This is a genomic window from Pseudomonas sp. FSL R10-2964, assembly GCF_009600035.1.
Classification (GTDB): Bacteria; Pseudomonadota; Gammaproteobacteria; order Pseudomonadales; family Pseudomonadaceae; genus Aquipseudomonas; species Aquipseudomonas bubulae.
Map to the genome: position 1 here is coordinate 1 of NZ_WIWH01000050.1, position 16,526 is coordinate 16,526.

The window sequence follows — 16,526 nt, forward strand, 5'->3', positions numbered from 1 at the left end:
TGTCCCCTTCGTCTAGTGGCCTAGGACACCGCCCTTTCACGGCGGTAACAGGGGTTCGAGTCCCCTAGGGGACGCCAGTTTTACAGAAGCAGCACTTCGGTGATGCTCCGCCGCCAGGCGATAAATCGGGGCTATAGCTCAGCTGGGAGAGCGCTTGCATGGCATGCAAGAGGTCAACGGTTCGATCCCGTTTAGCTCCACCAATTTACAGTTCAATGTCGGGCCACACTGGCATTGGATCGATCAGCACTCAGTGCTGATCACTGTTAGAAGGGTTTGTGTCCCCTTCGTCTAGTGGCCTAGGACACCGCCCTTTCACGGCGGTAACAGGGGTTCGAGTCCCCTAGGGGACGCCACGATTACCCGCTTTGCGGGATTTATAAGGGTCATTCGATTATTGAATGACCCTTTTGTTTGTCTGCAGTTTTTTAATTCCAGCTCTTCAAGTTTCCCGTCGCCCCCTCTGCGTTACACTGCGCTCCTTATTTATGTACAGGGAGACAAGGCATGAGTTGGGATTTGGCAGCGCCGTTTATCATTGACCTGCAGGTGCAGGCCGAAGACATTGACGGGTTTGGTCATGCCAATAACGCGTCCTATGTGGTCTGGCTGGAACGTTGTGCCTGGCGCCACTCGCAGCGCCTGGGGCTGGACCTCACCGAGTACCGTCGCCTCGACCGCGCCATGGCGGTCTCCCGTCATGAAATCGACTATCTTGCCAGCGCCTACGAAGGCGATGAGCTGCAGCTAGCCACCTGGATTGTCGATTGTGACCAGCGCCTGCGCATGACCCGTCACTTTCAATTGGTGCGCCCCTGCGATGGTGTGACCCTGTTGCGTGCCCAAACCACCTTTGTCTGCATCGAACTGTCCACGGGCAAGGCCAGGCGCCTGCCGCCCGAGTTCCTTGACGGTTATGGCCCGGCTGTCGTGACGGCCTGACCGTCAGCGCCTGCGCATACCGATTGCCCGCAGAACCGCGTAAACTGCCGCACGTTTTTCATGAGAGTCACCCATGCAAATTGCTTTGGCGCCGATGGAGGGGTTGGTCGACAACATCCTGCGTGATGTCCTGACCCGCACCGGCGGTATTGATTGGTGCGTGACCGAATTTATTCGGGTCACCGAACGGCTTTTGCCCGAAGCCTACTTCCATAAACTCGCTCCCGAGTTGCAGCACGGTGCGCAAACGCGTTCCGGCGTGCCGCTGCGCGTGCAGTTGCTGGGCTCGGACCCGGCGTGCCTGGCCGATAACGCGGCATTGGCCTGTGAGCTGGGCAGCGGGGTGATCGACCTCAATTTTGGTTGTCCGGCCAAGACCGTGAACAAGTCCCGTGGCGGGGCAGTGTTGCTCAAGGAGCCCGAACTGCTGCACGCCATCTTGCTGCAAGTGCGTCGCACCGTGCCTGCGCATATTCCGGTCACTGCCAAGATGCGCCTGGGCTTCGACACGCCCGACAGCGCCAATGAGTGCGCAATCGCCCTGGCCGAAGGCGGCGCCAGCCAGATCGTGGTGCATGCGCGGACCAAAATGGATGGCTACAAGCCGCCTGCGCATTGGGAATACATTGCCCAGGTGCAGGAAGCGGTCAAGGTGCCGGTGTTTGCCAATGGCGATATCTGGTCGGTTGAAGATTGGCGTCGTTGCCGCGAAATCAGTGGCGCTGAAGACATTATGCTCGGCCGTGGTCTGGTGTCGCGCCCCGATCTGGCCGCGCAAATTGCCGCTGCCCGCGCCGGTGTTGAGGTAGTGCCGATGACCTGGGCCGATTTGCAGCCCATGATCCGCGACTTCTGGGCCCAGGCCGAGGCCCAGCTGACCCCGCGCTCGGCACCGGGGCGGCTCAAGCAGTGGCTGGCAATGTTGACCCGCAACTATCCTGAAGCGGTGGTGTTGTTCAATGCCATGCGTCGTGAAACAGACTGTGAGAAGGTCCGGCACATGGTCAACAACCCGCCTGTCGATGTGGCTTGAAGCGTCTGAAAAAAATTTCAAAAAAAGCCTTGAAATGGTTTTGACGGTCCCTATCTAAGGGGTACGCGATGCCGAAACCGGGTCGCGTAACAAAATCTCGCTGAAATCAGGAGGATGAAATTATGAGCAACGCTTTTTCAATGGCGCCACTGTTCCGTAATTCTGTCGGCTTTGACCGTTTTAGTGATTTGTTTGAAACCGCACTGCGCAACGATTCAAGCGGCGGCTACCCACCTTACAACGTTGAAAAACGGGGTGAGGACAGCTACCGCATCGTGGTAGCAGCTGCAGGCTTCCAGCAAGATGATCTGGACCTGCAAGTAGAGAAAGGTGTGCTGAGCGTCAGCGGCAGCAAACGCGAAAGCACCAGCGAAGAAGGCGTGACCTTCTTGCATCAAGGTATTGCACAGCGGGCATTCAAATTGTCCTTCCGCCTTGATGATCATATCGAGATCAAAGGCGCAAACCTGAGCAATGGTTTGCTGAGCATCGACCTGCAGCGGGTGGTGCCGGAAGAGGCAAAAGCCAAACGCATCCCGATCAATGGGGATTCGCAGCCTGCTCTGCAAAACTGATCTGAGCATGTGCCAGGCAAGAACCCCGTCCAGGTGACGGGGTTCTTTCTATCCGCAGTTTGTAACGAGCAGTACGCAGGCATTTGTCCCCGATCCTCTCCCCGGGGCAAGTGCCTGCATTTCATCTCACCCGTACTTCTTCACTTACCCGCCTGACCTGCTGTCAGCTGGTTTTTCTGCAGGTTTTTTTCGGCTTTGTAGCGCAGGGCTACGTCGGGCACACCGCCACTTTTACCGGTTTCCACCCAGTTGCGAATTCGACCGGCATCGGCGAAGTGGGTGTACTTGCCAAAGGCATCCAGAATGACCAGGGACACCGGGCGCCCACCCATTTCAGTGACCAGCACCAGGCAATGACCGGCCTGATTGGTAAAGCCGGTCTTGGTGATCTTGATATTCCATTTGTCTTTTCTGACCAGGTGATCGGTGTTGCTGAAACCCAGGCTGTAGTTGGGTTTGCGGAACGCCACGGTCTTTTCCTTGGTGGTGCTCAACTGGCTGAGCATCGGGTAATGCCGCGCCGCTGCCAGCAGCTTGCTCAGGTCGCGGGCAGTGGATACGTTGTGGATCGACAACCCGGTCGGCTCAACATAGTGAGTGCTCATCATGCCCAGGCTTTTGGCCTTGGCATTCATCGCCGCGATAAAGGCTACATAACCCCCCGGATAGTGGTGGGCAAGGCTGGCGGCTGCCCGGTTTTCCGAAGACATCAGGGTGATCAGCATCATTTCGTGACGCGACAGCTCGCTGCCGATTTTTACCCGCGAAAACACGCCCTTCATCTCCGGGGTGTCGCTGATGTTGACCGAAATGGATTCGTCCATCGACTGCTTGGCATCCAGCACTACCATGGCGGTCATCAATTTGGTGACGGAGGCAATTGGCACGATGGCGTCAGGGTTGCTGGCAAAAATCACTTTGTTGGTTTGCAGGTCGATCAGCAGCGCACTGCCTGAGGCGATGTGCAGTTGCGAGGTATCCCGTGGGGCCGAAGTGCTTTCAGCCGCTGCGGCGATTGAAGAAGCACTGGTGCCTGCCAGAACTAAACACAGGCTCAAAATGGAAAGATGAATTTTCACGCAGAATGACTCAAGAAGGGTTGGGAAGTACCGGGCTGCAACGGCTGTTATACACATGACGTTACATTTAGTCAGTATGGATCAGTGGCGGCAGAAATGCCTGATTTTGCAGAGGTTTGTCAGAGAAAATCCGAATATACCGGTAAAAAGGTTGGGTGCCGCGGCGAGCCTAGCAGGAGGATGCTGTTGGTTGGCTGAACGGACTGGAGGCTTTGAAGTGCAGGCAGGCAGAGCCTGGTGCGCCGCCTGCGAGGGCTTGGCCTCGCAGGCGTGCGTGCTTACGATTCCGGTTGATAATGCAGCAAGTCCCCCGGCTGACAATCCAGTGCGATGCAAATGGCTTCCAGGGTTGCCAGCCTGATGCCCTTTACTTTCCCTTGCTTGAGCAGTGACAGGTTCTGCTCGGTAATGCCCACCCTGTGCGCCAGGTCCTTGGATTTGACCTTGCGCATGGCCAGCATGACGTCCAGCTTGATCTCGATCGGCATTTTGGCCTCTTAAACGAACTGCTGATTTTCCCGCGCCAACGAACACGCCTTGTACAGGCTGCGGGCGATGATCATAAGGGAAGCCGAGAGGAACAAGGCAACAAGATGCGACGGCTCGAAGCTGATCGTGAGCAAGCGCTCGCCCGCAGGCCGCAAAATGGTGACCCAGACACTCATGACCGGGGTTAACAGGAGGCTGGCCAGCACCCATATAGAAACGCTTTTACCCACTTTACCCAGCAACTCGGCAGATTCGGTCGAGAAATACTCGCCCTTGCTGTAGGCCAGAAACAGGCTGCGCAGGGCCAGCAAGCCTTTGGCGAGTATCAGCAGGGGGATGCTGGACAGGGTTATGGCACCAGCAACCTGCCACCAGGGCATCAACGGGATGTCGGCCTGCAGTGTTTCGGTCATGGCGCTCAGGTTGAACCCGCCCACATAAGTGCCTATGGCGTTGGGGAAAATCCAGTAAGCGATATTGGCCAGCAACATACCCGCGACAAGTGCCAGCGTGGTTGTGGCCAGGATGCGGCTGCGATTGGCAAGGGGATCGGTTTTCATCGAACAGTCCTTCTGGTTCTGCTTGTGGTTGTAAAAAGCCCGGAATCCGCCCAGGGAAAGCGTATTGCCCTGCGCAGTTAAACTATCGTATTGCGATAAAAAATTATTGTAAAACGATAATATTGCCCTCTGTATTAACAAGTATTTCCACTGTGCCGATTAGGCAGGGCAGTGCAATTGTGTAAAATGCCGGCCCCTTGAAATTGACCGGTCGGCCTGATGACTCCTGAAGCGTTAACCACCCTGCACCAGCACTTATTGACTGCACTGCAGGCTGTGCCTGCTGAAACCCGGCGTTTGTTCCATGGGCGTGGACGTTGCTGGCCCGGGCTTGAGCAGTTGACGGTGGACTGGTTGCAAGGCGTGGTGCTGGTTTCTCTGTTCAAGGAGCCCGAGGCCCTGCAACTGGCTGCACTCAAGCAACTGCTGCAGGCCATTGTTCAGTCAGCCGCGTGGCAGGCCAGCGGTGCACACACACTGGTGCTGCAACATCGCTATACGCTGCAAAGCGACACCGAGTGGCTGGTGGGCGAGGCAATTGACGAGTGGACGCTGACTGAAGGCGGATTGCGCTATCGCGTGGACCTGGGCCGCAAACAGAACAACGGCCTGTTCCTGGACATGCGTTATGGTCGTGACTGGGTAAGGGCCAATGCCGGGGGCAAGCGAGTGTTGAACCTGTTTGCCTATACCTGCGGTTTTTCAGTGGCCGCCATAGAAGGCGGCGCCCAGCATGTGGTCAACCTCGACATGTCCCGTGCGGCCCTGAGCCGTGGCCGCGACAACCATCGCCTGAACGGGCATGACATGAGCAAGGTGACGTTTCTGGGTCATGAGCTGTTCAAGTCCTGGGGCAAGGTGAAAAGCACCGGCCCTTACGATCTGGTGATCATCGATCCGCCGTCATTTCAGAAAGGCAGCTTTTTGCTGACCAAGGACTACCAGCGCGTGGTGCGCCGCCTGCCGGAGTTGCTCAGTGAAAATGGCACAGTACTGGCGTGCATGAATGACCCGGCACTGGGTTCGGACTTTTTGATCGATGGCGTGACCCGTGATGCGCCGAGCCTGCGTTTTGTTCAGCGCCTGGACAACCCGCCGGAGTTCCCGGACGCCGATGTCGAGTGCGGCCTCAAGGCGCTGGTGTTCAGGCAGGGCGTTTGACAGGCGAAAAAAAGCCCGCAGGGGAGGTGCGGGCAAGGGGTTCATTGAATGAGCAATGAGCGCAGCGAATATACCGCTCGTTGCGTTCGAAGACTGTGAAACAAAATTCATGGTTCTGCGGGTGCTCGTGATCGTAGCAGCTGGCGCAGGAACAAGGCTGCGTCCGGCGGCGAAGCCGTCGTAAAGTCAGAACACAGGTTTTTACAGATAAACCGCATGCTCAGGTTTTACGATCGCTTCGCAATCGAACGCAGCCTCGTTCCTTCGGCAGCTGCTACGCAGGGGTTATTTGGTACGCGACGACTCAAACAGGAACCACACGCGGCGCTCGGCCTCGTCGATCCAGTTTTCCAGCAGGCTGGTAGTCGCCACATCGCCCAGCTCGGAGCACATGTCGTGAGTCTCACGCATATAGGCGGCCAGCTGGATATTGTCTTCGCGCAGTTCTGCCAGCATGTCTTCCGGCGTCACGAAGTCGGCGTCGTTGTCCAGCAGGCGTTGCAGCTTCTTGATGTGGCCGATGGAGCGGATTGTGGTGCGCCCCAGCTTGCGCACACGCTCGGCGATGGCATCGGTGGTCGCGTAGATCTGGTCAGCCTGCTCGTCGAGCAGCAGGTGGAAATCACGGAAGTGCGGGCCGGACATGTGCCAGTGGAAATTCTTGGTCTTCATGTAGATGGCGAAGGTGTCTGCGAGCAGCGCGTTCACTTCGGCTGCGATATCGATACAGGCTTTTTCGCTCAGTGCCGTAGGTGTCCGCAGATCGGCCTTTCTGCTTTCCTTGGCGGATTTCAGGTCTTTCATGGTGGTTCCTCGTGGCAGCGGTTGATCGGAATTAACGTCTCTTGAATGCGGCTGACTAAAGACCAGGTTTGCTCTCTCGTCAAACGCGGCGGGCTGTTTTCACGCGGTCCGCGTCAAGTTATGAGGGCAGCAGAGCAAGATCGTTCAAGACTTTTTACCCTGATGTTGCGACCCTTTGCCGCTGCTTACTGCCGGAATGTTTTTGATGCCTGATGCCCTTGCTCGAACCGCGTTTATGCGCGGCGCAATTGCCTGCCTGCCGCTGACCCTGGCGTGTGCCCCCTGGGGGCTGCTGGCCGGTTCCACCGCAATCGATGCCCAGCTGACCCCCGCGCAAAGCCAGGGGCTGTCACTGTTTGTGTTTGCCGGTGCGGCGCAACTGGTTGCCATTGGCATGATCAAGGGCGGTGCCAGTGCGATTTCGATTCTGGTCACCACCTTGCTGCTGACCTCGCAACACTTGCTCTATGCCATGCACTTGCGCCCTCTGGTGGCGCCGCTCGAGCCCAAATGGCGCTTCGGGCTGGGCTTTTTGCTCACCGATGAGTTCTTTGCCCTGGTCAGCCCCTTCGACCAGAACACCTTCAATCGCTGGTATGCCCTGGGTGTGGGGCTGTGCATGTATGTGGGCTGGAATATTTTCACCCTGCTGGGCGTGGTGCTGGGCAAGAGCATCCCGGGGCTGGATCAGCTAGGGCTGGAGTTCTCGATCGCGGCCACCTTTATCGCGTTGATTACCCCGGTGGTGCGCAATATCCCGACCGTGGTCTGCGTGGCGGTCTCTTTGTTCACGGTGGTGGTGTTCAGTCACTGGCAGTGGGAGTCGGCGATTGTGCTGGCCGGGTTGGCGGGTATGGTCGCGGGCTATGCCTGCAAGCGGCTGGGAGGGTACTGGGCATGATCTGGGCAATTATTGGCGGGATGACGTTGATCCTGTTTTTCAACCGCTACCTGTTTCTGGAACCACGCTTGCCGATTCGCCTGAATCGAGGGGTGAAGGAGTTTTTGGGCTTTGCCGTACCGGGGATGCTGACGGCGATTTGCGGGCCGATCATTTTCGTCAAGGACCATCAGCTGGATCTGAGCCTGGCCAACCCCTACCTGCTGGCCGGATTGTGCGCCATCGGGCTGATGCTGTGGAGCCGCAATGTGCTGCTCAGTGTCGCGTTGAGTGTGGCGCTGTTTTATCTGTTTCGCTGGTGGCTTTGAGCTGGGCGGCGGCGCGCGAGGTAAACGGGCCGCTGACGGCAACGCCGTCACTGACCACATACCAGCATGCGAGCAGGCCGTCGGCACGCAGCGGGGCGGGAACGGCACTGCCGATCACCGACATGACATGAATCTTGGGCATACAGACCTCCTTCAACAATGGCGCTACCTTACGGGCTGTGCCGCTGCGCAAGAAATCATTGCGCGTGATAGTGGTCATTGATGTCGATGAGGTGTCAGTCAACCACCTGATCGAGCATGTGCATCACTTCCTGATCACTCAGCAGCCCTTCGCGAACCAGGTGCTGGGTCAGCAGGGATAGCAGTTTGGCGGTGCGGTGACCTTCGAGCTGCTTGAGCTCGGTCAGAGTGTTGTACACCTTGCTGGAGGTGCAGAGCCCGACGATATGGTGCGGGTTTTGTGTAGGCATAAAGGTCGTCCTTGTTTTTATGAATGTGCCGATTGTTGCGCCAGCCAAGCTGCATGATGCCGCAGTCCGGGGCGTTACGGTGTCTTGTCCGCGACATTCACATGATCTATCCGGACCTGCCGGCAGCTGTCCAAGCCTGCCGGCTGCCAGCACCGGTTACCAGCGCGGCGGGCCGTAGTAACCCCGTGGCGGACCGTAGTACACCGGTTGCGGTCGACCGTAGTAGCCCTGATAGTAAACGGGCTGGGGCGGCTGGACATACACCGGTTGCGGTTGGTAATAAACAGGTGGGGCCTGTACGTAAACCGGCTGTGGCTGCACATACACCGGTTGCTGCACATACACCGGGCGCTGTTCGTGGCCAGCGATAACCGAGCCAACCACCGCGGCACCCACCACCGCGCCAAAAATTGCAGGCCCGGGGCCCCAGCCACCATGGGCCGATGCCTGCCCTGCAACAGCCAGGGTGCCGATAAGCAAAGCGATTTTGGGGATGCTACGCATCATGACGATTCCTCGAATTCCCGCCCCGACGATTCGGCCTGCACCAGACCGCAGTTAAACCCGGGGATAACATTAAGACCGTATTTATTTTAAAAACTGCGAAGCGCCCGGGTAAATTTTGTGTAAGGTCTGCGGGCGCTGAGACGATTCAGCGTTGGCGCTCCACTATGATCCAACAAAACTCCCGGTACGGCTTGTGCCGTCCATCTAAAAGCATTCAGCAAGGAGATGAGCATGCAAATGAATCCGGACAAAGACACCCGACTGTGCATATCGTTGTCGGGTCGACCGGGTAATTTCGGGCTGCGTTTTCATAATCATCTATACGAACAACTGGGCTTGAACTTTTACTACAAGGCATTCAGCAGCAAGGATCTGGCGGGCGCAGTGACTGGTATCCGGGCATTGGGCATTCGTGGTTGCGGCGTGTCGATGCCGTTCAAGGAGGCCTGCATCGAGCTGGTGGACGAACTGGACACGTCAGCCCGGGCCATTGCCTCGATCAACACCATCGTCAACACCGACGGCCACCTCAAGGCCTATAACACCGACTACATAGCCATTGCCCAACTGCTGGGCAGCCATAAAGTACCCAAAGACACGACCTTTGCCCTGCGCGGCAGTGGCGGCATGGCCAAGGCGGTGGCATCGGCCCTGCGCGATGGCGGTTATCGCAATGGCCTGATCGTTGCGCGCAACGAGGCAACAGGGGCGGCGCTGGCGGCAAGTTGCGGTTATGAATGGCAGCCTGAGCTGGGCGAGCGCAGGCCGCACATGCTGATCAATGTTACACCGGTGGGTATGGCGGGCGGGGCCGAGGCCGATGATCTGGCTTTCGAGGCAGATGCCATTGATCGTGCGGATATTATCTTCGACGTGGTGGCGATCCCGGTTGAAACACCCCTGATCGTGCGCGGTCGTGCCCAGGGCAAGCAGGTCATCACCGGGCTTGAGGTTATTGCCATTCAGGCCCTGGAGCAGTTTGTGCTGTACACCGGTGTGCGGCCCACCGCCGAGCAGTTCCAGGCGGCCGTGGCATTCGCGCGCAGCTGATGGCGATTGGGGGCGAGTGAGCTCGCCCCCAAAACGCTTTTACTCCAGCTCTGCCAGACGGGCTTCGAGGGCTGCAATGCGCGCCTCAAGGGCTTCGAAACGCTCTATCGAGACTGCCTGCGCGCTTGAGCGTTCTGCAGGTTGCTGGCGTGCAGTCATGATGGTTTCGATATCGGCCGGGTCGCCCAGGGCGTGCATGTAACGGTCTTCGCGTTGGCCGCTCTGACGCGGTACCAGCAGGGCCAGATCACGGGCAATCAGGCGTTCAAGCTGATGCTGGACCTGTTCGGTGTCTTCAAAGTCGTGCATGCGCGAACTGCGGGTCAGCAACTCGTTGAGGGTTTGCGGACCGCGCAGGAACAGCAGGCCCAGCAACACCACTTGCGCAGGCACCAGCTCCAGCGCCTTGTCGACCTTGTGTTCCCAGCGATCAGCGCGGCTGCCCATCACCAGGCGGGTAAAGCCACGCCCTTCGAGGGCGCGCAGGCTTTGCCCGACCTGGCCCTGGGTCAGGTTGAGCACCGGCTCGCGGCTGGTTTTCTGGTTGCACGCCAGCACCAGGGCATTGAGCGTCAGCGGGTAGGTTTCCGGGTTGGTGGCCTGTTTCTCGATTAGGGAGCCGAGAATACGGATCTCGGTACTGTTGAGCAGAGGTCCTGCGTCAGCATCGTTTGGTACCTGTTCTGAGAACTGATCAGCGGGAACGTCCATTTTCATCTCCAATTTGAGTAACCGTTGCCAGCGACCATTGTGGTGTTTTTTGCGCGGTAGAGCGACTGGCATGTCGCCCCGTCTGTGGCAGAGAGTCTTTTTGCGTGTCAGCGGTTAACCACTTTGGCAGGCAGCGCGATCACCAGCAGGCAGCTCACTAGCAGGCAACTGGCGAAGAACCACAACGCGCCGGAACTGCTGCCCGTTACGTCGATGGCGATACCCATCAGGGAATTGCTCACCAGCCCTGCGATATTGGCCAGCGAACACGCGAGGGCGAAGCCGGTAGCGGCAGCACGGCCCTTGAGAAAGGTGGCCGGCAAGCTGAAAAACACCGGTACGGCGCCAATGATGGCGGCCGAGGCAATGGCAAACAGCAAAACGATCACAAGCAGGTTGTCGCTGAAAAAAGTGCTGGCTGCCATCGCGGCCGCGCCAATCATAAAGGGCACAATGATATGCCAGCGGCGTTCTCGATGGTGGTCGCTGCTGGCGCCAATCATTAGCATGCCGATCAGGGCTGCAACGCTGGGCAGGGCGGTGAGCAGGCCAATATGGAAGTTGTCGGCCACACCGGCGTTACGGATAAACGTCGGCATCCAGAATGCCATTGCGTAGGCGCTAAGCAGGATGGAGAAGTCGATACCCCCCAGCATCCAGATCTTGAGGTTAAAGAACCCGTCGCGAAAACTGTGCTTGCTGTTCTGGCCTTCGGCGTTGTCCTGGTGCAGTTGCTGTTCCGGTAACGCTTTTTCGTCGGCGTTCAGCCATTTTGCCGTGTGATGGCTGTCTGGCAGAACCCAAAAGGTCAGGATGCCCAGCAGTACGCTGGGGATCGCCTCAAGCACAAACAGCCACTGCCAGCCGCGCAGCCCCGCCGTATTGTCGAAGGCGACCATGATCCAGCCCGACAGTGGCCCGCCAACGACACTGGACAGCGGCATGCCGATCATAAACAGGGCAATGATGCGGCCCCGTCGCTGGGTCGGGAACCAGGTGGTCAGGTAATACAGCACCCCGGGCAGAAAACCGGCTTCGGCCACCCCCAGCAGAAAGCGTACAACATAGAACTGGGCAGGCGTGGTGACCAGCAGGGTGCAGGCCGAAAGCAGGCCCCAGCTGATCATGATCCGGGCTATCCAGACCCTGGCGCCGACTTTCTCCAGAAGCAGATTGCTGGGTACCTCGAACAGGATATAGCCGACAAAAAACAGCCCCGCCCCCAGGCCAAATGCCGTTTCGCTGAACTGCAGGTCACCTAGCATCTGCAATTTAGCGAAGCCGATATTGATCCGGTCCAGATAAGCGGCCAGATAACAGAAGCAGAGAAAGGGAATGAGTTTGCGGGTGATTTTGCGATAGAGCGCCTGGGTCGGGTCCGCTGCTGGAGCTGTAGAGGGATGAGCGGAGGGCATATGGGTGTCCAGGGGCTGAGCTTGGGGTTGATCTTCATACACCAGATGGGCGCTGGCGTGTCTATAATCGGCGCACATTGCATTCCTGCCCACAGACTGTCGAGACTTCCATGACTATCTCTCTGTACGCCGCTTCCGTTCCAGTGTTCAAACAAATGCTCAACGCCCTGAGCGGTGTGCTGGCCAAGGCTGAAGCTCACGCAACGGCCAAGAACATCGACCCGAGCGTGTTTTTGCAGGCGCGCCTGGCCCCGGACATGTTCCCGCTGGTGCGTCAGGTGCAAATCGCCGTTGATTTCACCAAGGGTGTTTCGGGCCGTCTGGCTGAAATCGAATTGCCAAAATATGACGACAGCGAAGTGACCTTTGCCGACCTGCAAGCCTTGATCAGCAAAGTGCTGGCGTTTGTCGACGGGATCAAGCCAGAGCAAATCGATGGCAAGGAAGGCATCGAAATCATCACCCGTCAGGGCACGCCTAAAGAAAAACGCTTCACGGGCCAGGCTTACCTGCTGACCTACGGCCTGCCGCAGTTCTTCTTCCATGTGACCACGGCTTACGCGATCCTGCGCCACAATGGTGTTGAGATCGGCAAGCGTGACTACATGGGTGCGTTCTAATCAAGCGCACTGTGTCAGCGCCTTGGTCATTCAGACCTACCGGGTTGTAAGCATCGCAGGCAAGCCAGCTCCCACAGGTTCATTGACACCCTCAACGCCAGGTGCTGGCCAGACCCACTGTGGGAGCGGGCTTGCTCGCGATGGCAGCGCCCCGGTTATTTAGACATACCGGGTTGTAAGCATCGCAGGCAAGCCAGCTCCCACAGGTTCATTGGCACCCTCAACGTCAGGTGCTGGCCTGACCTACTGTGGGAGCGGGCTTGCTCGCGATGGTAGCGCCCCGGTTATTTAGACAGACCGAGTTGTAAGCATCGCAGGCTTGCCCGCCCACATGGCCTCAGCCCTGTTGCAGGGGCTTGTCTTCCTGGGCCATACAGGCCGCCGCAGTAAAGAGTACGTCGGTGGAGGAGTTGAGCGCGGTTTCCGCCGAGTCCTGCAGGATGCCGATAATGAAGCCCACGGCCACCACCTGCATGGCAATCTCGCTCGGGATGCCGAACAGGCTGCACGCCAGCGGAATCAACAGCAGCGAACCGCCCGCCACACCCGATGCGCCGCAGGCGCAAATGGCTGCAACCACACTCAGCAAAATAGCAGTCGGAATATCGACCGCAATCCCCAGTGTATGCACGGCAGCCAGGCTCAACACGGTGATGGTAATCGCCGCGCCCGCCATATTGATGGTGGCCCCCAGCGGGATGGACACCGAGTAGGTGTCTTCATGCAGGCCCAGACGCTCGCTCAACGCCATGTTCACCGGAATGTTGGCCGCCGAACTGCGGGTGAAAAACGCGGTAATCCCGCTTTCGCGCAGGCACAGAAATACCAGCGGGTACGGGTTGCGACGCAACTTCCAGAACACAATCAGCGGATTGACCACCAGCGCCACAAACAGCATGCAGCCAATCAACACTGTGAGCAGGTGCAGATAACCCAGCAGGGCACCGAAGCCCGAAGAGGCGAGGGTGGCAGCCACCAGGCCGAAAATGCCCAGCGGTGCAAAGCGGATAACTACGCGCACGATCAGGGTGACACCGTTGGACAGGTCATTGAGTACGGTGCGGGTAGTGTCGCCGGCATGACGAATGGCAATGCCCATGCCGATGGCCCACGCCAGGATGCCGATAAAGTTGGCATTCATCAGCGCGCTGACCGGGTTGTCGACCACACTCAACATCAGGCTTTGCAGTACCTCGCTGATACCCCCGGGGGCGGTAATGGCGATGTTCTCGGTGGCCAGTACCAGATTCGACGGGAACAGCATGCTGGCGATAACGGCCACGACAGCAGCAGCAAAGGTGCCGAACAGGTACAGAACCAGAATCGGGCGGATATGGGTTTCCTGGCCGTGCTTGTGGTTGGCAATCGAGGCCATGACCAGTACAAACACGAGAATCGGCGCAACGGCTTTCAAGGCGCTGACGAACACCTTGCCGATAAAGGCCACCGAAAGCGCTGCCGAGGGCGCAAGCCATGCCAGCAAAATACCTGCAATCAGACCGATCACAATCTGGGTTACCAGGCTGGTGCGCATGAGCTTTTGCAGCAGGGTAGGTGGAGCGTCAGTCATAAAGGTTTCTCTAGTTGTTCTGGGTAGCGCATTGAAAAACTGTGGGGCGATCGGCGGCAAACGGGCAGGCTGATCGACGCAAGTCGGCGGGATACGAACTTTATCATAGACGTGTAGGTGCTTTCCTACGCAGGGGCAATCTGCCACATCCGTGGTTGAACTTGTTTCGGGTTACATCGCTTCAAGGTGAAGCATTCTGTTACCATTGCTCATCCCCCACTTTTCTTCAAATCAGCGGGCCTTTCGGGCTTTCGCTGGCCTCGTTGTCTCTGGAGTTATTCATGCTGTTGCCCATCCTGCTGCTGTCTGCGGCCGGCTTTACCGTGCTCACCACCGAATTTGTCATCGTCGGCCTGCTGCCTTCAATAGCCCGCGACTTGGAGGTCAGCGTGCCCCAGGCCGGTTTGCTGGTGACTTTGTTCGCCTTTACGGTCGCTGCCCTCGGGCCGTTTTTGACCGCCTACTTTGCGCGTTTTCAGCGCAAGCGCCTGTTTATCTCGATTTTGCTGATGTTCGCCTTCGCCAACACCGTGGCGGCGCTGGCGCCGAACATTTGGGTGATGGCTTTTGCGCGGCTGCTGCCGGCATTGGGGTTGCCGGTGTTTTGGGCTCTGGCTAGCGAAACGGCGGTGGATATCGTAGGCCCGGATTACGCCGGGCGGGCGATTGCCAAAATCGGGTTCGGCATCGTTTGTGCGACGGTATTTGGCATTCCTGTAGGCACCCTGATCTCGGATGCTTGGGGCTGGCGCAGTGCCTTCGGTATTCTGGCGGTGGTCGCCCTGGCCAAGGCGCTGTTGCTGTGGATCTATTTACCTGTCACCCGGGCAGTGAAAGAAAGCGTCACCCTGAGTTCGCAGTTTGCCCTGCTGCGCAGCCCATTGATGATTGGCCATATCGTGTTGTCCGTTCTGGTGTTCAGCGGCATGTTTACGGCCTACACCTATCTGGCCGATATTCTTGAGCGCCTGGCAGGCTTTGACGGCATGCTGGTGGGGTGGTGCCTGATGGGCTTTGGCGCCGTAGGCCTGATCGGCAACTCGTTGGGCGGGCGCATGGTGGATCGCCATCCGCTGATCGCCTCGATGGTGTTTTGTGCCTTTATGATCGGCGGCCTGGTGGCGCTGGTGCCGAGCATTCACTCAACCCTGGGCCTGGCGGCGGCCATGGGCATTTGGGGGGTGACCCAGGCGGCCATGTTTCTGGTCAGCCATGTGCGGCTGATGAAAGTTGCCCCCCATGCCCCGGCATTTGCCGCGTCGCTGAACATTGCCGGGGCCAATCTGGGGATCGGCCTGGGTGCGATGGTGGGTGGCCGGGTAATCGATAGCTATGGCCTGGGTAACCTGGGGTTTGCCGCCGCCGGGTTTATCCTGGTATCGATTCTGCTGGCGCTGGTGTTGATGACTGCCAAGGCGCCGCCAGTGTGTGCTAGCGCGGGGTAAACAACTCGCGGCGTGCCCCCTCGGTAATTGCAACGATGCCGGGGTGGCGGATCTTGCGCTCCACGGTAATGGCGTAGAACGATTCGGTGACCGCCTCGGTGTGGCCGATCAGTTCGACATCAAACTGACGCATCACTTCCTGGGCAATCACGCTGGGTGCGATAAAGACGCCGATCCCCGACTGACCAAAAGCCTGCATTAGCGCGCTGTCATCAAATTCCCCCACGATTCGCGGCTGGATCTGCTGCTCGGCCAGCCAGCGCAACAAGCGGCTGCGCAGCATGGTTTCGGGCCCGGGGATCAGTAGCGGCGCGCCTTGCAGGCAATGCGGAAAGTTTTCGGCATAGTCTTGGGCCAGCGTCGCAGTGGCAAAAAAACTGATGCCGCACTCGCCCAGTTTTTGACTGAAACCCTTGATATCCAGGTGCGAAGGCATAGGGCTGTCGGAAATTACCAAATCAAGACGCTGAATAGCGAGGTCCGCGAGTAGCCGGTCAAGCTTGTCTTCGCGACAGGTGATGCGAATCGGTTTATCCAGCTCCATGGTCGGAGCAATCAGGCGGTACACAATCGACTTGGGCACCACGTCGGCCACACCCACTCGAAACAGGATCTGTTGTTCCTTGGGCGCCATGCGCAGCATGCTTTCCAGTTCACTGCCGACCTGAAAGATCTGCTCGGCATAAGGCAGCACCTGGCGTCCGGTCTCGGTCAGCTCCAGTTGGCGTCCGACCCGGCGAAACAACGGCAGGCCATAGGTATCTTCGAGCAGGCTGATTTGCCCGCTGATCGTCTGCGGCGTGAGGTTCAGTTGCTCGCAAGCGCGAACAATGCTGCCGGTCTTGGCCACGACCCAGAAGTAATGCAATTGGCGGTAATTAAGCATCAGCGTCGCAACACTTCGTAAAAACCGAAGTATAGCGTT

20 protein-coding genes and 3 tRNA genes are annotated in these 16,526 nt (G+C 58.2%); 12 read left to right on the top strand and 11 right to left on the bottom strand.

The genetic code is table 11. The annotated features are described in order from the left end of the window. The first annotated feature begins 1 nt into the window (after position 1). The 6 genes from GHN92_RS21615 (at position 2) to GHN92_RS21640 (ending at position 2,550) form a co-directional block, all read left to right on the top strand. Positions 2-77: transfer RNA gene (locus GHN92_RS21615), tRNA-Glu, on the top strand. 50 nt (positions 78-127) lie between these two features. Next, a tRNA-Ala gene (locus GHN92_RS21620) sits at positions 128-203 on the top strand. 77 nt (positions 204-280) lie between these two features. Beyond that, positions 281-356, top strand: a tRNA-Glu gene (locus GHN92_RS21625). Positions 357-507: 151 nt separating this feature from the next. Next, positions 508-942, top strand: coding sequence for a thioesterase family protein (locus GHN92_RS21630; RefSeq protein WP_095002275.1), 435 nt, complete (start codon positions 508-510; stop codon positions 940-942). Positions 943-1,015: 73 nt separating this feature from the next. After that, the gene (locus GHN92_RS21635; RefSeq protein WP_095018966.1) at positions 1,016-1,975 is read left to right on the top strand and encodes a tRNA-dihydrouridine synthase; all 960 of its coding nucleotides are present in this window, start codon (positions 1,016-1,018) and stop codon (positions 1,973-1,975) included. Positions 1,976-2,097: 122 nt separating this feature from the next. Next, on the top strand, positions 2,098-2,550 hold the full coding sequence (locus tag GHN92_RS21640; protein WP_016780349.1) for an Hsp20 family protein: 453 nt from the start codon (positions 2,098-2,100) through the stop codon (positions 2,548-2,550). Positions 2,551-2,690: 140 nt separating this feature from the next. On the opposite strand, the gene pbpG is transcribed toward GHN92_RS21640, so the two are convergent. The 3 genes from pbpG to GHN92_RS21655 all read right to left on the bottom strand — a co-directional run bounded on the left by pbpG (position 2,691) and on the right by GHN92_RS21655 (position 4,678). Beyond that, complete coding sequence (gene pbpG, locus GHN92_RS21645; RefSeq protein WP_095018965.1) at positions 2,691-3,629, bottom strand: D-alanyl-D-alanine endopeptidase; 939 nt, start codon at positions 3,627-3,629, stop codon at positions 2,691-2,693. 278 nt (positions 3,630-3,907) lie between these two features. Next, positions 3,908-4,117: a helix-turn-helix transcriptional regulator gene (locus GHN92_RS21650; RefSeq protein WP_095002278.1), complete on the bottom strand. Its 210-nt coding sequence runs from the start codon at positions 4,115-4,117 to the stop codon at positions 3,908-3,910. A 9-nt stretch (positions 4,118-4,126) separates the two neighbouring features. Further along, entirely contained in the window at positions 4,127-4,678 is a 552-nt protein-coding gene (locus tag GHN92_RS21655) for a DUF2975 domain-containing protein (RefSeq protein ID WP_095018964.1), read from the bottom strand. Between the two features lie 219 nt (positions 4,679-4,897). Here GHN92_RS21655 and GHN92_RS21660 point away from each other — a divergent pair, with 219 nt between their 5' ends. Continuing rightward, on the top strand, positions 4,898-5,839 hold the full coding sequence (locus GHN92_RS21660) for a class I SAM-dependent methyltransferase (protein ID WP_095018963.1): 942 nt from the start codon (positions 4,898-4,900) through the stop codon (positions 5,837-5,839). A gap of 285 nt (positions 5,840-6,124) precedes the next feature. Here GHN92_RS21660 and GHN92_RS21665 read toward each other — a convergent pair whose 3' ends face one another. Then, positions 6,125-6,643, bottom strand: coding sequence for a Dps family protein (locus GHN92_RS21665; RefSeq protein ID WP_095002281.1), 519 nt, complete (start codon positions 6,641-6,643; stop codon positions 6,125-6,127). Positions 6,644-6,848: 205 nt separating this feature from the next. Here GHN92_RS21665 and GHN92_RS21670 point away from each other — a divergent pair, with 205 nt between their 5' ends. Both GHN92_RS21670 and GHN92_RS21675 read left to right on the top strand, forming a co-directional pair. Next, entirely contained in the window at positions 6,849-7,544 is a 696-nt protein-coding gene (locus GHN92_RS21670) for an AzlC family ABC transporter permease (protein ID WP_095002446.1), read from the top strand. Beyond that, positions 7,541-7,852 carry an AzlD domain-containing protein gene (locus GHN92_RS21675; RefSeq protein ID WP_095002282.1) on the top strand — a complete coding sequence of 104 codons (312 nt, stop codon included), beginning with the start codon at positions 7,541-7,543 and terminating at the stop codon, positions 7,850-7,852. Before GHN92_RS21670 ends, GHN92_RS21675 begins: the two co-directional genes overlap by 4 nt. Here the strand turns inward: GHN92_RS21675 and GHN92_RS21680 are convergent. From GHN92_RS21680 to GHN92_RS21690, 3 genes are all read right to left on the bottom strand, one after another. Further along, on the bottom strand, positions 7,800-7,994 hold the full coding sequence (locus GHN92_RS21680; RefSeq protein WP_095002283.1) for a hypothetical protein: 195 nt from the start codon (positions 7,992-7,994) through the stop codon (positions 7,800-7,802). The two genes, GHN92_RS21675 and GHN92_RS21680, sit on opposite strands and share 53 nt — an antisense overlap. A 94-nt stretch (positions 7,995-8,088) precedes the next feature. After that, on the bottom strand, positions 8,089-8,283 hold the full coding sequence (locus GHN92_RS21685) for a hypothetical protein (protein WP_016780355.1): 195 nt from the start codon (positions 8,281-8,283) through the stop codon (positions 8,089-8,091). Positions 8,284-8,439: 156 nt separating this feature from the next. Further along, entirely contained in the window at positions 8,440-8,790 is a 351-nt protein-coding gene (locus GHN92_RS21690; protein ID WP_095002284.1) for a hypothetical protein, read from the bottom strand. Between the two features lie 231 nt (positions 8,791-9,021). On the opposite strand from GHN92_RS21690, the gene GHN92_RS21695 reads away from it, so the two are divergent. Next, positions 9,022-9,840: a shikimate 5-dehydrogenase gene (locus GHN92_RS21695; RefSeq protein WP_095018962.1), complete on the top strand. Its 819-nt coding sequence runs from the start codon at positions 9,022-9,024 to the stop codon at positions 9,838-9,840. A gap of 39 nt (positions 9,841-9,879) precedes the next feature. Here the strand turns inward: GHN92_RS21695 and GHN92_RS21700 are convergent, their stop codons facing one another. Then, the gene (locus tag GHN92_RS21700; RefSeq protein WP_095002286.1) at positions 9,880-10,551 is read right to left on the bottom strand and encodes a YceH family protein; all 672 of its coding nucleotides are present in this window, start codon (positions 10,549-10,551) and stop codon (positions 9,880-9,882) included. A gap of 107 nt (positions 10,552-10,658) precedes the next feature. After that, a complete protein-coding gene (locus GHN92_RS21705; RefSeq protein ID WP_153381092.1) occupies positions 10,659-11,966 on the bottom strand; it encodes an MFS transporter in 1,308 nt (435 codons plus the stop codon). A gap of 110 nt (positions 11,967-12,076) precedes the next feature. Here GHN92_RS21705 and GHN92_RS21710 point away from each other — a divergent pair, with 110 nt between their 5' ends. Then, on the top strand, positions 12,077-12,586 hold the full coding sequence (locus tag GHN92_RS21710; protein ID WP_016780360.1) for a DUF1993 family protein: 510 nt from the start codon (positions 12,077-12,079) through the stop codon (positions 12,584-12,586). A gap of 337 nt (positions 12,587-12,923) precedes the next feature. On the opposite strand, the gene sstT is transcribed toward GHN92_RS21710, so the two are convergent. Then, positions 12,924-14,156, bottom strand: a complete 1,233-nt coding sequence (gene sstT, locus GHN92_RS21715) for a serine/threonine transporter SstT (RefSeq protein WP_095018960.1) — start codon at positions 14,154-14,156, stop codon at positions 12,924-12,926. Between the two features lie 281 nt (positions 14,157-14,437). Between sstT and GHN92_RS21720 the strand changes: the two genes are divergently transcribed. Then, complete coding sequence (locus GHN92_RS21720; RefSeq protein ID WP_153381088.1) at positions 14,438-15,601, top strand: MFS transporter; 1,164 nt, start codon at positions 14,438-14,440, stop codon at positions 15,599-15,601. Here GHN92_RS21720 and nhaR read toward each other — a convergent pair. Then, entirely contained in the window at positions 15,588-16,487 is a 900-nt protein-coding gene (gene nhaR / locus GHN92_RS21725; protein ID WP_095002289.1) for a transcriptional activator NhaR, read from the bottom strand. The two genes, GHN92_RS21720 and nhaR, sit on opposite strands and share 14 nt — an antisense overlap. Between the last annotated feature and the right edge of the window lie 39 nt (positions 16,488-16,526).

What these genes read in the sequence shown, in the direction of transcription:
- GHN92_RS21630 (WP_095002275.1), top strand. Translation starts at nt 508, where the DNA reads ATGAGTTGGGATTTGGCAGCGCCGTTTATCATTGACCTGCAGGTGCAG.
- GHN92_RS21635 (WP_095018966.1), top strand. Translation starts at nt 1,016, where the DNA reads ATGCAAATTGCTTTGGCGCCGATGGAGGGGTTGGTCGACAACATCCTG.
- GHN92_RS21640 (WP_016780349.1), top strand. Translation starts at nt 2,098, where the DNA reads ATGAGCAACGCTTTTTCAATGGCGCCACTGTTCCGTAATTCTGTCGGC.
- GHN92_RS21650 (WP_095002278.1), bottom strand. Translation starts at nt 4,117, where the DNA reads ATGCCGATCGAGATCAAGCTGGACGTCATGCTGGCCATGCGCAAGGTC.
- GHN92_RS21655 (WP_095018964.1), bottom strand. Translation starts at nt 4,678, where the DNA reads ATGAAAACCGATCCCCTTGCCAATCGCAGCCGCATCCTGGCCACAACC.
- GHN92_RS21660 (WP_095018963.1), top strand. Translation starts at nt 4,898, where the DNA reads ATGACTCCTGAAGCGTTAACCACCCTGCACCAGCACTTATTGACTGCA.
- GHN92_RS21665 (WP_095002281.1), bottom strand. Translation starts at nt 6,643, where the DNA reads ATGAAAGACCTGAAATCCGCCAAGGAAAGCAGAAAGGCCGATCTGCGG.
- GHN92_RS21670 (WP_095002446.1), top strand. Translation starts at nt 6,849, where the DNA reads ATGCCTGATGCCCTTGCTCGAACCGCGTTTATGCGCGGCGCAATTGCC.
- GHN92_RS21675 (WP_095002282.1), top strand. Translation starts at nt 7,541, where the DNA reads ATGATCTGGGCAATTATTGGCGGGATGACGTTGATCCTGTTTTTCAAC.
- GHN92_RS21680 (WP_095002283.1), bottom strand. Translation starts at nt 7,994, where the DNA reads ATGCCCAAGATTCATGTCATGTCGGTGATCGGCAGTGCCGTTCCCGCC.
- GHN92_RS21685 (WP_016780355.1), bottom strand. Translation starts at nt 8,283, where the DNA reads ATGCCTACACAAAACCCGCACCATATCGTCGGGCTCTGCACCTCCAGC.
- GHN92_RS21690 (WP_095002284.1), bottom strand. Translation starts at nt 8,790, where the DNA reads ATGATGCGTAGCATCCCCAAAATCGCTTTGCTTATCGGCACCCTGGCT.
- GHN92_RS21695 (WP_095018962.1), top strand. Translation starts at nt 9,022, where the DNA reads ATGCAAATGAATCCGGACAAAGACACCCGACTGTGCATATCGTTGTCG.
- GHN92_RS21700 (WP_095002286.1), bottom strand. Translation starts at nt 10,551, where the DNA reads ATGGACGTTCCCGCTGATCAGTTCTCAGAACAGGTACCAAACGATGCT.
- GHN92_RS21705 (WP_153381092.1), bottom strand. Translation starts at nt 11,966, where the DNA reads ATGCCCTCCGCTCATCCCTCTACAGCTCCAGCAGCGGACCCGACCCAG.
- GHN92_RS21710 (WP_016780360.1), top strand. Translation starts at nt 12,077, where the DNA reads ATGACTATCTCTCTGTACGCCGCTTCCGTTCCAGTGTTCAAACAAATG.
- sstT (WP_095018960.1), bottom strand. Translation starts at nt 14,156, where the DNA reads ATGACTGACGCTCCACCTACCCTGCTGCAAAAGCTCATGCGCACCAGC.
- GHN92_RS21720 (WP_153381088.1), top strand. Translation starts at nt 14,438, where the DNA reads ATGCTGTTGCCCATCCTGCTGCTGTCTGCGGCCGGCTTTACCGTGCTC.
- nhaR (WP_095002289.1), bottom strand. Translation starts at nt 16,487, where the DNA reads ATGCTTAATTACCGCCAATTGCATTACTTCTGGGTCGTGGCCAAGACC.